The organism is Curtobacterium luteum, from assembly GCF_014646995.1.
Taxonomy (GTDB): Bacteria; Actinomycetota; Actinomycetes; order Actinomycetales; family Microbacteriaceae; genus Curtobacterium; species Curtobacterium luteum.
In genome coordinates, this window is record NZ_BMOI01000001.1 from 23,209 (window position 1) to 36,520 (window position 13,312).

At 72.4% G+C, this 13,312-nt stretch carries 10 protein-coding genes and 2 tRNA genes; all 12 read left to right on the forward strand.

What is annotated here, in order from left to right; genetic code table 11:
• Positions 1-200: 200 nt before the first annotated feature.
• A complete protein-coding gene (locus IEY20_RS00085) occupies positions 201-1,487 on the forward strand; it encodes an ABC transporter substrate-binding protein (protein ID WP_175329006.1) in 1,287 nt (428 codons plus the stop codon).
• Positions 1,488-1,647: 160 nt separating this feature from the next.
• Positions 1,648-2,622, forward strand: coding sequence for a carbohydrate ABC transporter permease (locus IEY20_RS00090; RefSeq protein WP_022904248.1), 975 nt, complete (start codon positions 1,648-1,650; stop codon positions 2,620-2,622).
• Positions 2,619-3,530 (forward strand): carbohydrate ABC transporter permease, encoded by a 912-nt coding sequence (locus IEY20_RS00095; protein WP_022904247.1) that lies wholly within the window; start codon positions 2,619-2,621, stop codon positions 3,528-3,530. Before IEY20_RS00090 ends, IEY20_RS00095 begins: the two co-directional genes overlap by 4 nt.
• 5 nt (positions 3,531-3,535) lie before the next feature.
• Positions 3,536-3,970, forward strand: a complete 435-nt coding sequence (locus tag IEY20_RS00100; RefSeq protein WP_022904246.1) for a hypothetical protein — start codon at positions 3,536-3,538, stop codon at positions 3,968-3,970.
• Positions 3,971-3,990: 20 nt separating this feature from the next.
• Complete coding sequence (locus tag IEY20_RS00105; protein WP_175329007.1) at positions 3,991-4,992, forward strand: LacI family DNA-binding transcriptional regulator; 1,002 nt, start codon at positions 3,991-3,993, stop codon at positions 4,990-4,992.
• Positions 4,993-5,209: 217 nt separating this feature from the next.
• The gene (locus tag IEY20_RS00110) at positions 5,210-5,845 is read left to right on the forward strand and encodes an MBL fold metallo-hydrolase (RefSeq protein ID WP_022904244.1); all 636 of its coding nucleotides are present in this window, start codon (positions 5,210-5,212) and stop codon (positions 5,843-5,845) included.
• 159 nt (positions 5,846-6,004) lie between these two features.
• A tRNA-Glu gene (locus IEY20_RS00115) sits at positions 6,005-6,080 on the forward strand.
• Positions 6,081-6,137: 57 nt separating this feature from the next.
• Positions 6,138-6,213: transfer RNA gene (locus IEY20_RS00120), tRNA-Glu, on the forward strand.
• Between the two features lie 162 nt (positions 6,214-6,375).
• Positions 6,376-7,869, forward strand: coding sequence for a reverse transcriptase family protein (locus IEY20_RS00125; RefSeq protein WP_204620532.1), 1,494 nt, complete (start codon positions 6,376-6,378; stop codon positions 7,867-7,869).
• A gap of 122 nt (positions 7,870-7,991) precedes the next feature.
• Positions 7,992-9,494, forward strand: a complete 1,503-nt coding sequence (locus tag IEY20_RS00130; protein ID WP_175329008.1) for a pyridoxal phosphate-dependent decarboxylase family protein — start codon at positions 7,992-7,994, stop codon at positions 9,492-9,494.
• Positions 9,491-10,933: a lysine N(6)-hydroxylase/L-ornithine N(5)-oxygenase family protein gene (locus tag IEY20_RS00135; RefSeq protein ID WP_175329009.1), complete on the forward strand. Its 1,443-nt coding sequence runs from the start codon at positions 9,491-9,493 to the stop codon at positions 10,931-10,933. The genes IEY20_RS00130 and IEY20_RS00135 overlap by 4 nt, the downstream gene beginning before the upstream one ends.
• The gene (locus tag IEY20_RS00140) at positions 10,930-13,266 is read left to right on the forward strand and encodes a GNAT family N-acetyltransferase (RefSeq protein ID WP_175329010.1); all 2,337 of its coding nucleotides are present in this window, start codon (positions 10,930-10,932) and stop codon (positions 13,264-13,266) included. Before IEY20_RS00135 ends, IEY20_RS00140 begins: the two co-directional genes overlap by 4 nt.
• Positions 13,267-13,312 lie beyond the last annotated feature (46 nt).

Consider the following 13,312-nt stretch of genomic DNA (forward strand, 5'->3'; position numbering starts at 1 on the left):
TGAGCGCACACTTTCGGCAAGTTCGCAGAAACCGTCCGTCGGAAGGTCATCACGACCAGGTCACGGAACCGATGCAACCGGTTGCGGTGGGGTCGTTCCGGGCGTAACTTCATCCGTCAGCGGGCAGTGCCGCCTGCTCCAGGCATCGTCGTGAGCACCCGATCGACGCGGCCTGGTGATCTCGATGAGGAGACATCCCTGTGAAGACAACACGCGCCAAGGTGCGGTTCGCCTCGGTCGCCGGCATCGCCGCGATCGGGCTCGTGCTCACCGGCTGCTCGAGCGGCGGATCCGCGAACTCGGGCGACGCCCAGAACGGGCAGGACAGCCGCGGCCCGATCACGTACGTGCAGGGCAAGGACAACTCGAACGTCGTCCGGCCGCTGATCGCGAAGTGGAACAAGGCCCACCCGGACGAGAAGGTCACCTTCAAGGAGCAGTCCGACCAGGCCGACCAGCAGCACGACGACCTCGTCCAGCACTTCCAGGCGAAGGACGAGAACTACGACGTGGTCGACGTCGACGTCGTCTGGACCGCCGAGTTCGCCGCGAAGGGCTGGCTGACGCCGCTCACCGGCAAGATGAAGATCGACACGTCCAAGCTGCTGCCCGCCACGGTGAAGACCGCGACCTACAACGACACGCTCTACGCCGCGCCGCAGACCTCGGACGGCGCGCTGCTCTACTACCGCAAGGACCTCGTCAAGACGCCCCCGACGACGTGGGACGAGATGATGCAGGACTGCTCGATCGCCAAGAAGGCCGGCATCGGTTGCTACGCCGGGCAGTTCGCGAAGTACGAGGGCCTGACGGTGAACGCCTCCGAAGCGATCAACGGTTCCGGCGGTTCCGTGCTGAACAGCAGCGGTGCGGCGGACGTCGACACCTCGGACGCCAAGGCGGGCCTGCAGAACCTCGTGGACGCGTTCAAGGACGGGAACATCCCGGCCGAGGCGATCACCTACCAGGAGGAGCAGGGCCGCACCGCGTTCGAGAACGGCAAGCTGCTGTTCCTGCGCAACTGGCCGTACGTCTACAACCTCGCGAAGACCGACGGCTCGAGCAAGGTGAAGGACACCTTCGGCATCGCGCCGATCCCCGGCAAGGACGGCACCGGCGCCTCGACGCTCGGAGGCCACAACGCCGCGATCAGCGTCTACTCGAAGCACAAGGCGACCGCGCACGACTTCCTGGAGTTCCTCGAGTCGAACGAGACCCAGAAGTTCTTCGCGACGCAGGGCTCGCTCGCCCCGGTCGTCGGTGACCTCTACACCGACTCCGAGCTCACGAGCAAGCTGCCGTACCTGCCCACCCTGCTCAAGTCGATCGAGTCGGCCGAGCCGCGTCCCGTGACGCCGTTCTACCCGGCCGTCACGAAGGCGATCCAGGACAACACCTACGCCGCGCTCAAGGGCTCGAAGAGCGTCGACGAGGCGTTGAAGGACATGCAGGCGGCCCTCAAGACGGCCACCAGCAACGGCAACTGACGCCGATCAGCGGCTGACGCCGCATCGGACGGGAGGCACGGTGCCAGCGTGCACCGTGCCTCCCGCCCGCCCCCACTCGCGTCCCGACACACCCCGGCAAGGAGGCCGTCACGTGTCAGCAGCAACCGAGATCCCCGCCGCCATCCCCAACCCCACCGGGATGGAGCCGCCGAAGCGGCGGAAGGGCGGCCTGAACGCCGAGCACGGCCGCTGGGCGGTCTACCTCATCGGCCCGACGATCGTGCTCCTCGCCGTCGTCATCGGCTACCCGGTGGTCAGCGCCGTCGTCCAGTCGTTCCAGCTCGACCAGGGCCTGGACAAGGCGACCGGGCTGTTCGTGCAGGGCGGCTTCGCCGGCGTCACGAACTACGTGCACTGGCTCGCCCAGCAGTGCGGCAACACCACCTGCCCGCCCGGCAGCATCGGCTCCCAGTTCTGGGTGTCCATGGGCAACACCTTCTTCTTCACCGTCGTGACGGTCGCGCTCGAGACCGTCATCGGCGTGTGGATGGCGATCATCATGAACCGCGACTTCAAGGGCCGCGCGTTCGTCCGTGCCGCGATCCTCGTGCCGTGGGCCATCCCGACCGCCGTCACCGCGAAGCTCTGGTACTTCATCTTCGACGCGAACGGCGTCCTCAACCACGTCCTCGGGCAGCAGATCCTCTGGACGAGCGGCGAGTGGGCCTCCCGCTGGGCGATCATCATCGCCGACACGTGGAAGACCACGCCGTTCATGGCGCTCCTCATCCTGGCCGGGCTCCAACTGATCCCGGAGGAGGTCTACGAGGCCGGCAAGATGGACGGCGCGTCGACGATCCAGCGGTTCTGGAACATCACGCTGCCGCTCGTCAAGCCCGCGCTGATGGTCGCGATCCTGTTCCGCGTGCTCGACGCCCTGCGCATGTACGACCTGCCGGCGATCCTCACCGGCGGTGGCGGCGGCTCGGGCAACGCCACGACCACCCTGTCGATCCTCGTGGTCGACCAGGTCCGGCAGGGCTTCAACTCCGCCTCCGCACTGTCCACGATCACGTTCCTCGTGATCTTCATCGTCGCGTTCATCTTCGTGCGGTTCCTCGGCGCCAACGTCGTGCAGACCCAGGCCGCCCAGCAGAAGGGGGAGCTCAAGTGACCCTCGCAGCCGACCGTCCCCGCTCACTCGCCGGCAGTCGCGAGCGCACCACCGACACCACGCAGGTGCGCGTCAAGCGCCACCTCGGTCAGAAGTGGCGCACGGGCATCCAGGCCGTCGTGATCGCCGTCTGGTGCCTGCTGCCCTTCTACTGGATGATCGTGACGAGCTTCCGCGACGTCGGGTTCACCTTTGACCCGACCCCGTGGTTCACGCACTTCACGTTCGCCAACTACACGACGGCGTTCTCGACCGCACTCGGCAACCACCTCGGCCGCGCGCTCCTGAACAGCCTGTTCATCGGCGTCACGGTGACGATCATCGCGCTGCTCGTGGGCACGAGTGCCGCGTACGCCCTGGCCCGGCTGGAGTTCAAGGGCAAGTCGCTCATCGCCGGAGCGATCCTCGCCGCGTCGATGTTCCCCGGCGTCGCGCTCATCTCGCCGCTGTTCCAGCTGTTCACGGACATCGGCTGGATGGGGTCGTACCAGGCGCTCATCCTCCCGAGCATCTCGTTCGTGCTGCCGCTCACCGTCTACACGCTCGCGAGCTTCTTCCGCGAGATGCCGTGGGACCTCGAGGAGGCGGCCCGCATCGACGGGTGCACCCGCATCCAGGCGTTCCGGCGGATCATCCTGCCGCTGGCCGCGCCCGCCGTGTTCACGACCGCGATCCTGGCGTTCATCTCGTCCTGGAACGAGTACCTCATCTCGTCCCAGCTGTCATCGGACGCCACCCAGCCGGTCACGGTCGCGATCGCGTCGTTCGCCGGGTCGCAGCCACACCAGGAGCCGTACACGGCGGTCATGGCAGCGGGCACGATCGTCACGATCCCGCTCGTGATCCTCGTGCTGGTGTTCCAGCGGCGCATCGTGGCCGGCCTCACCGCCGGCGGTGTGAAGGGCTGACGACCATGGCACAGCGCGGACCCACCCGTCCCACCGCCCGCATCGAGGAGGCGATCGGCTTCGTCGGCATGTTCGGCGTGCTGTTCCTCGGCGTGACGATCTTCTGCGAGGTCACCGGGCGCCCGGCGCTCGGCTGGGCGCTGACGCTCTTGGTCGCCGTCGTCGCCGTCGTCCTCCTCGACCGGTGGCGCGTGTCGGTGCTCCGCCGCGTCCGCGCGGGGACCGGCGAGGTCGACGGGGTCGGGTCCGACCCCGGTGACACCCCGCCGGTCCGCTCGGTCCGTGCCTCCGGCGGCCACGCGCACGCCGGGTGGGACGAGGTCGCGGACGGACGCCGCAGTGCGCGCCGCGCTGGGCGCGCGTCGACCGCCGCGAGCCGTGCCGTGCACGCCCTGACCGCCGCCCACGCGTCGGACGCGCGCCGTCCGACGGACGGGTGACGCGCCTCCAGGCCGGATCCATGGGCATCCAGGAGATCGCCACCGTCACCGGACTCTCGAAGTCGACCGTCTCCCGAGCGTTGCGCGGCCTGCCGTCCGTCGCCGGCACCACGATCGACCAAGTGCGACGGGTCGCCGACGAGCTCGGGTACGTCCCGAGCTCGGCGGCGGCCGGCCTCGCCACCGGGCGCCAGCGGGCGGTCGGGGTCGTCGTGCCCGTGATCGACCGGTGGTTCTACGTCAAGGCGCTCGGCGGGGTCGACGCCGAGCTCCGACGGGCCGGGCACGACCTCGTGCTCTACAACCTCGGCGGCCCCGGGGGAGACCGCGACCGGGCCTTCCGACGCTCGATGCTCCGGCACCGGGTGGACGCGCTCGTGCTCCTCTCCCTCGTGCTCGACGAGACCGAGCGCGCGGAGCTCGAACTCGCCCGGCACCCCATGATCGTGATCGGCGGACCCGCTCCCGGGCTCCGGAACGTGGGGGTCGACGACGCGGTCGTGTCGCACCTCGCGGTCCGGCACCTCGTCTCGCTCGGGCACCGTGCCGTCGCCTACATGGGCGGGCAGGACGAGGACGGCATGAACGTCGCCGTGCCGTACCTGCGCCACGACGGGTTCGTCGACGCGATGGCCTCCTGCGGCGTCGACCCCCGTCCGACGTGGATGGTGGACGGGCGGTTCTCGTTCGCGGGCGGGGTCGAGGCCGGTGCAGCCCTGCTCGCCGACCCGACGGACCGGCCGACCGCGGTCTTCTGCGCCTCGGACGAGATGGCGCTCGGGCTGCTCCTCGCCGCGAGCCGGGCAGGGCTCCGGGTGCCGGAGGACCTGTCCGTCATCGGGGTCGACGGGCACGAGTACGGGGCCACGGTCGGCCTCACGACGATCGCGCAGGACCCGGAGGACCAGGGGCGGACGGCCGCGCGGGCGGTGCTCGCCGAGGTGGAGGGGCTGCCGACGGGGCCGCTGACGCCCGCCGCGGCCGAGCTCGTCGTGCGGGGGACGACGGCGCCGCCGCGGTGAGCGCACGGTGCGGCGGCGGCGTCGTCCCGTTCGCGGCGTGCGGCCCGTCGGCGGCGTGCGGTGCGTTCGCACAACCGAAGTCACCACGAACCACCGGCATCCGTGGTTCGCCGTGACTTCGGTTGTGCGAACGCGGAACGCGGAACGCGCCGCGCCGCGCCGCGCCAGCCCCCGTCCCGCCGGCCCGCGGGTCGGGAGCGCGCGTAGGGTCGCCGGCATGGAGGTCACCAAGCTCGAACACGCCTGTCAGGTGCTGACCCGCGATGGTGCACGGCTCGTCCTCGACCCGGGGAACTTCACCCGTCCGGTCGACCTCACGGGCGTCCTCGGGATCGTCGTCACGCACGCGCACCCCGACCACGTCACGCCCGAGCAGGTCCGGCGGATCCTCGACGCGAACCCCGACGCCGTCGTGATCGGCCCGGCCGGGGTCACCACCGCGCTCGCCGACGCCGGCATCCCGGTCGACGTCGTGACCGACGGCGACCAGCGCACGGTCGGGCCGTTCGGACTCGCCTTCCACGGCACACGTCACAACCTGATCCACTCGAGCATCCCGGTCATCGACAACACCGGAGTGCTGGTGGACGGTCGACTGTTCCACCCGGGCGACGCCTACACGGTGCCGCCGGTGCCCGTGGAGGTCCTCGCGACCCCCATCGGCGCGCCGTGGCTCAAGATCGGCGAACTGATGGACTGGGTCGCCGCCGTCGCCCCGCGGCGGGCGTACCCGATCCACGAGGCGACCCTGTCCGAGGTCGGCCTCGGCATGCACGTCGGCCGCCTCCGCGAGGTGGTCGAGCCCGGCGGCGAGGTCGTCGTCATCGCCCCCGGCGACACCGTCACCGTCTGATCGACGCGCGCGGACGGGCGGACGGGAGGCGCGCCTCCAGGCCGTCACTCCGGTCGCGGCCGCGACGGGGTCGGCTCCGGTACGAACGGCACACCCGGGCGACACGCCTCGTTTTGGCGAGGAGCGGGCGCTGTGCCATACTTGTCGAGTTGTCGGAACGGCCCCATCGTACAGCGGCCTAGTACGTCGCCCTCTCACGGCGGTAACGCGGGTTCGAATCCCGCTGGGGTCACCACAGGTGGCTCGCCTCCGAGTCCGACAACGTGTGTGTCCCGCTCCCGAGCGGGTCCACGGCCCCATCGTACAGCGGCCTAGTACGTCGCCCTCTCACGGCGGTAACGCGGGTTCGAATCCCGCTGGGGTCACCACGGGACGCCCCGCTCCAGCAGGAGCGGGGCGTTCGTCGTCCCCGGGGTCCCGCGTCCGCCGGGTGCAGGGATCCGTGGTCTCCCGGTCCGCGTCCGTGAGCGCCGGGGCGTTCGCCCTCCGCGGCCGACGCGACCGTCGGCGGTCTCGCGTACGGTGATCCCGTGGAGTTCCCGGGGGAGGCGGATGACGCACGCGGTGCGTCGTCCTCTCCGGGGTCACCCCGGGGTACGCAGGACCAGCAGGACACCACGCCCCGAGCGGGCAGGCGCGCTCCGCGCGCGACGCCGCACGGAGGCACCGACGGGTCCCCCGGGAACGCCACGCCCCTCGACGCGATCGCCGTCGCCCTCGCGGACGGCTTCCTCGCCGCGGACGCCTGGGACCTCCCGACGCTCCGGGCAGCGGGCTTCGACGTCGTCGGGATCGAGCGTGTGATCGTCGGCGCTGCCGTGGCCGCCGCACTGGACGCGTTCCCACGACCCCCGACCGACGCCCCCGGCTCGCTCGCCGCGGTGCTCGCCCGGACCCCGAGGCTGGTCTCCGAGCACGGGCGTCGCACCCGGCGACGGCCCGTCCGGGTGCTCGCACGCCCCGTCGCCCCGGTCCACGCTGCTCGGCACGTCGAGGGGCCGTTGCTCGTCGACACGCTGCCGGAACTCGCACGGGCGCTCGACCTCACGGTGGGTCGGCTCCTCTGGCTGGCGGACACGAAGGGGTGGAACCGCCACGCCGACCCCGACGGACCGCTGCACCACTACCGGCACACGTGGACGGTCCGGCCCGGGCGCACGCCCCGGCTGCTCGAGGCCCCGATGCACCTGCTCCGCCGGGCGCAGCGCACCGTCCTCGACGAGCTGCTGACGACCCTACCGGTGCACGACGCGGCCCACGGGTTCGTGCCGGGTCGGAGCATCGTGACGAGTGCGGCCCGGCACGTCGGGACCGAGGTCGTCGTGACGATGGACCTCACCTCGTTCTTCGCCACGGTGCGGGCGCCGAGCGTCTACGGCGTGTTCCGGAACGCCGGGTTCGCGGAGCCGGTGGCGCACGTGCTCACCGGGCTCTGCGTGCACGAGGTCCCGCCGCACGTCCTGCGCGCGATGCCCGGCGGCGGAGGTGGGTCCCTCGACGAGCGGGTCGCCCTCCGTCGGGCGCTGGCCGAGGCGCACCTGCCGCAGGGGGCGCCGACCTCACCGGCGCTCGCGAACCTGGCCCTGCGGCACCTCGATGCTCGGCTCACGGGCTGGGCCGCCGCGGCCGGAGCGACCTACACGCGGTACGCCGACGACCTGACGTTCAGCGGGGGAGCGGCGCTGGCCGCCCGGGTCGACGCCTTCATCGCCGGGGTCGACCGGATCGTCCGCGACCAGGGGCACGAGGTGAACCCGCACAAGACCCGGGTCCGCCGGCGGGGTGTCCGGCAGGCGGTCACGGGCGTCGTCGTGAACGACCGACTGTCGCCCGGTCGCGCGGAGGTCGACCGACTCCACGCGATCCTGCACAACTGCGTCCGCCACGGGCCGGCGTCCCAGAACCGCGACGGTCACCCCGAGTTCCGGGCGCACCTGCTCGGCCGCATCGGCTGGGTCGGCCAGACGCACCCCGCTCGGGCGGCGCGGCTGCGCGCGGAGTTCGACCGCATCGACTGGCGCTGACGCCGCGCCCACGCCCGCCCCCGCTCCGCCTCGCGCCCACCGCCCATGCCCGGAGGTGGAACGATCGTTCTTCCCCCGTTCGCGGTTCCGTCTACAGCGAAGTGAGGTTAGCCTTACCTAACGTGAACAGCGTTACACCACAGCTCGAAATCCTGGACACCGACCGAGCCGAGCGGTACCGCGACCTCGTGGGTGCGGCCGTCGCGCACACCGCTGACCGGTTCGCCGCCGTGACCACCCCCACGACCGACACCCCCGCGGCGACCCTGCGGGCACGCGTCGAGTCGATCGACCTCGACGCCCCGCTCCACAGCGCCGAGGCCGCCGTGGACGAGGTCGACGGACTCTTCAGCGCCGAGGCCGTCTGGTTCCACCACCCCGCGTCGCTCGCCCACCTCAACTGCCCGGTGGCGCTCCCCGCGGTCGCCGCCGAGGCCGTGCTCGCCGCCGTGAACCCCTCGGTCGACACGTGGGACCAGTCGCGCATCGGCACCGAGATCGAACGCCGTGTGGTCCGCTGGGCGACCGAGACGATCGGGTTCGCGGACGGCGACGGGGTCTTCACCTCCGGCGGGTCGCAGTCGAACCTGCACGCGCTGCTGCTCGCCCGGCAGGCCGCGACCCTCCGCGGTCCGGCGTCCGGTCGACGTGGCCGTCCCTCGCTCGACGACCTCGTCGTGTTCGCCACGGCGTCGAGCCACTTCAGCGTCCGGAAGTCGGCGATGGTCCTCGGGCTGCCGGAGCACGCCGTCGTGGACGTCGCCACGGACGCCGCCGGCCGGATGCGCCCGGACGCCCTCGCCCACGCGATCGCGGACGCCCGCCGCGAGGGACGGACCCCGATGGCCGTCATCGCGACCGCGGGCACGACCGACCGCGGCTGCATCGACCCGCTCGAGCCGATCGCCGACGTGTGCGACCTCGAGGGGGCCTGGCTCCACGTCGACGCGGCCTACGGGTGCGGCCTGCTGGTGTCGCCGACCAGACGACACCTCCTGGACGGCGTCGAGCGGGCCCGCAGCGTGACGGCGGACTTCCACAAGTCGTTCTTCCAGCCGGTGTCGTCCAGCGCGCTGCTCGTCCGGGTGCCGGAGGACCTCGGGCTCGCGGCCTGGCACGCCGACTACCTCAACCCCGAGGACGCCGAGGAGCCGAACCAGGTCGACAAGTCGCTGCAGACGACCCGCCGGTTGGACGCGCTGAAGCTCTGGGCGAGCCTCCGGGCGAGCGGTGCGGAGGCCATCGGACGCGCGTTCGACACGGTGATCGACGTCGCTGGCCGGGTGCACGAGCACGTCCGTCGGCACCCTGAGCTGGTGCTCGTCGCGCCGACGGACCTGAGCACGGTGCTGTTCCGCTGGCAGCCGGACGACGTGAGCGACGACGACGCGGACGCCCTCGTCGCGCCGCTCCGAGCGGCGCTGCTCGCCGAGGGCCGGGTACTCATCGCGAAGACCGTGATCGACGGTCGGCCCTGCAACAAGCTGACGCTGCTCAACCCAGGGGCGACCGAGGACCAGGTCGTCGCGGCGCTCGGGCACGTCGCCGCGACGGCCCGACGACTGCACGTCGAGCGGCAGCGCAGCGCACGGCACGCCACCGAGACGACGGGAGCACGGCGATGAGCACGAGCACGAGCACGAGCACGATCGGCACCGCCACCGGCACCGCCACCGCCACCGCCACGGTGCACGACCTCATCGGCATCGGCATCGGGCCGTTCAACCTCGGCCTCGCCTGCCTCACGGAACCGCTCGACGACCTCGACGCGGTGTTCCTCGACCAGGCCGACGGCTTCGCCTGGCACCACGGCATGATGCTCGACGACGCGACGATCCAGGTCCCGTTCCTGGCGGACCTCGTGACCATGGCCGACCCGACGTCGCCGTTCTCGTTCCTCGCATGGCTCAAGGAGACCGGACGGCTCTACCCGTTCTACATCCGCGAGGACTTCCACCCCCTGCGCGTGGAGTACGACGCCTACTGCCGATGGGCGGCCGACCGCCTCGGGACGCTCCGGTGGGGCCGTCGGGTCGTCGCCGTCGAGCACGACGACGGCACCGACCTCTTCACGGTGCACGCCGAGACCGCTGACGGGCCGGAGCGGTACCGGGCGCGCCACGTCGTGCTCGGCATCGGCACCGAGCCGGCCGTGCCCGACGCGCTCCGCGGACTCGAGGGGCCGGTCGTCCACTCCGCCGGGTACCTCGACGCCCGCGACGCGCTCCGCGACGCCGAGTCGATCGCGGTGATCGGCAGCGGGCAGTCCGCGGCCGAGGTCTACCGCGACCTGCTCGAGGGCATCCGGGACGGCGGGTACCGCCTCGACTGGATCACCCGGTCGCCGCGGTTCTTCCCGATGGAGGACACCAAGCTCACGCTCGAGATGACGAGCCCTGAGTACACCGACCACTTCCACGCCCTGCCGCGCGAGGTCCGTGACCGCCTCGGCCGCGAGCAGCGCGGGCTCTACAAGGGCATCAGCGCCGACCTCGTCGACGAGGTGTACGACACCCTCTACCGGATCAGCGCGCGGGGCCCCGTCCCGACGACCCTCCGCACCGACACCAGTGTCGTCGCCGCCGAGTGGTCGCCCGACGCCGACCGCTACCGGCTCACCCTGCGGCACGGGCAGCTCGGCACCGAGGCGACCCACGAGGTCGCGCGGATCGTCCTCGCCACCGGGTACCGCCCGCGGACACCGGACTTCCTCGCCCCGGTCGAGCACCTCGTGGCACGCGACGACCGGGGGCGCTTCGCGGTCGGGCGCGACCTGGACGTGGACACCCTCGGCGGGCGGATCTGGGTGCAGAACGCCGAGGAGCACACGCACGGCCTCACGGCCCCCGACCTCGGGATGGGCGCGTGGCGGAACGCGTCGATCATCCGGTCCGTCACGGGGCGCGCCGTGTACGGCCTGGAGGAACGGATCGCCTTCCAGGAGTTCGGCCTGCCCGGCGGACGGTCGGTTCCCGACCCCGTGGCGAGCGCCGCCCCGACCGCCGCCCCGAGTGACGTCGTCGCGGCAGACCGTCGGACCGCCACCACCGAGGTGTCCGCGTGAGCGCCCCGGTGACGGTCGCGGTCCCGTCGGGCCGGGCCACGGGCCTCCCGTCGGTGCACCCCGTGGACCCGGGACGGGACGCCGCCGTCGTCCAGTCGTGGCTCGCCCACCCGGCGTCGTCCTGGTGGGGCATGCCTGACCACGACGTGGACGCGGTCCGCGCGTACCTCCGTGCGGTCGGCGACGACCCCGCCCAGCAGGGCTGGCTGCTCCGCCGCCACGGTGAGCCGATCGCCTACGCCGAGACGTACGACCCGGCCACCGTGCTGCTCACCGACGTGTGGGACGCCGAGCCCGGGGACGTCGGCATGCACCTGCTCGTCGCCCCGCCGCCGGCGGCCGGTGCGTCGGGCGGTGGCCGTGTGCACTGCCTGACGAGTGCGGTGATGCGGGCCGTCGTGGAGCACTGCCGGGACGTGCTCGGCGCTCGCCGCGTCGTCGTCGAGCCGGACGAGCGGAACACGGCCGTGCAGCGGAAGAACGCCGAGGTCGGGTTCCGAGCGCTACGAGTGGTGGACGTGGACGGCAAGCGGGCGCTGCTGTCGGTCCTCGACACCGGGCGGATCGGGCGTCCCGACGACGACGGCCCCGCCGCGCACCTGCGGCCGGAGCACCTCGAGCCGGCCCAACGGCACCTGGTCGCGAAGGCGATCGCCGAGTTCACGCACGAGCGGCTCATCGCGCCCCGGGCCGACGGCGACGCGTGGGTCCTCGACGCCGGGGACTCGACCTACCGGTTCCGGGCCCGGGTGCACGCGCTCGAGCACTGGGCGCTCGACGAAGCATCCCTGACCCGGACACGCGCGGGGTCGCCCGTGCCGATCGACGCGCAGGACCTCGTGCTCGCCCTGCGTGCCGTGCTCGGCATCCCGGACGAACTCCTCGGCACCTACCTCGAGGAGATCGCCTCGACGCTGGCGAGCGCCGCGGCGAAGCACCGCCGGGGTGGTCCGTCCGCCGCGCAGCTCGCCCGGGGACGGTCCGACGGCGACGTCGTCGCGTCGTTCCAGGACGCCGAGGCCGCGATGACCGAGGGGCACCCGGCGTTCGTCGCCGCCAACGGCCGGATCGGGTTCGGGCTCGACGAGTACCGTGCGTACGCCCCGGAGACGGGCGGACGGTTCCGCTACCGCTGGCTCGCCGCCCGCCGGGAGCACACGCACCTCGCGCTCGCAGCCGACCGCACCGAGGCGCAGCACTGGGCCGCGGAGCTCGACGCGGCGACGGTCGCCGGCTTCCGCGCCACCCTCGAGCGCCGTGGTCTCGACCCCGCCGGGTACACGTGGTTCCCGGTGCACCCGTGGCAGTGGCAGCACCGGATCGCGGTCACCTTCGCGCCGGACCTCGGACGGCAGGACCTCGTCGACCTCGGCGAGGGGCCGGACGAACACCAGCCGCAGCAGTCGATCCGGACGGCGTTCAACCGCTCGCGACCGGCGCGGTCGTACGTGAAGACGGCGCTCGCCGTGCAGAACATGGGCTTCCTCCGGGGCATGTCGCCGGCGTACATGCGGGCGGCGCCGGCGGTGAACGACTGGGTCGCCGGGCTGGTCGAGGCGGACCCGGTGCTCGCCGACGCCGGGTTCGGCGTCCTGCGGGAGCACGCGTCGATCGGCTACACCGGCGACGCGTACCACCGGGTCGACGTCGTGTCGCCGCAGCGGAAGATGCTCGCCGCGCTCTGGCGGGAGAGCCCCGTGCCACGGCTCGCGCCGGGGGAGCGACCGATCACGATGGCCGCGCTCCTGCACCGGGACGCGCGCGGGCGGTCGGTCGCCGCCGCCCTCGTCGAGCAGTCCGGGCTCGACGCCGTGGTCTGGGTGCGGCGGTACCTCGCCGCCTACGTCCGGCCGGTCGTGCACTGCCTGACCGAGCACCAGCTGCTCTTCATGCCGCACGGCGAGAACCTCGTGCTCGTCCTCCGCGACGGCGTCGTGTCGCGGGTCTTCATGAAGGACATCGGCGAGGAGGTCGTGGTCGTCGGTGACGTCGCCGTGCCCGCCGGGACCGAGCGGATCGTGCAGCCCGCGGACGACGACGAGGCCGCGCTCGGCGTGTTCACGGACGTGTTCGACGGCGTGCTCCGGTACCTCGCCGCGATCCTCGACGAGGACGGGGTGCTGCCGGCAGCGCAGTTCTGGCGGCTCGTCGGAGAGTGCGTGGACGGCTCCGTCGGGCGGACCCGGCCGATCGACTTCCGCGTGCCGGACTTCGAGCACTCGTGCCTCAACCGGCTGCAGCTCCGGAACACGGTGCAGATGGTCGACCTCTCCGGCCAGACGGAGTCCCTGATCCGGGCGGGGCGGATGCCGAACCCGATCGGGCGGCGCTGACGGGCGGCGCGGCCGGGCCGCGCGGCGGGACGGTCCGCGGCGGGTG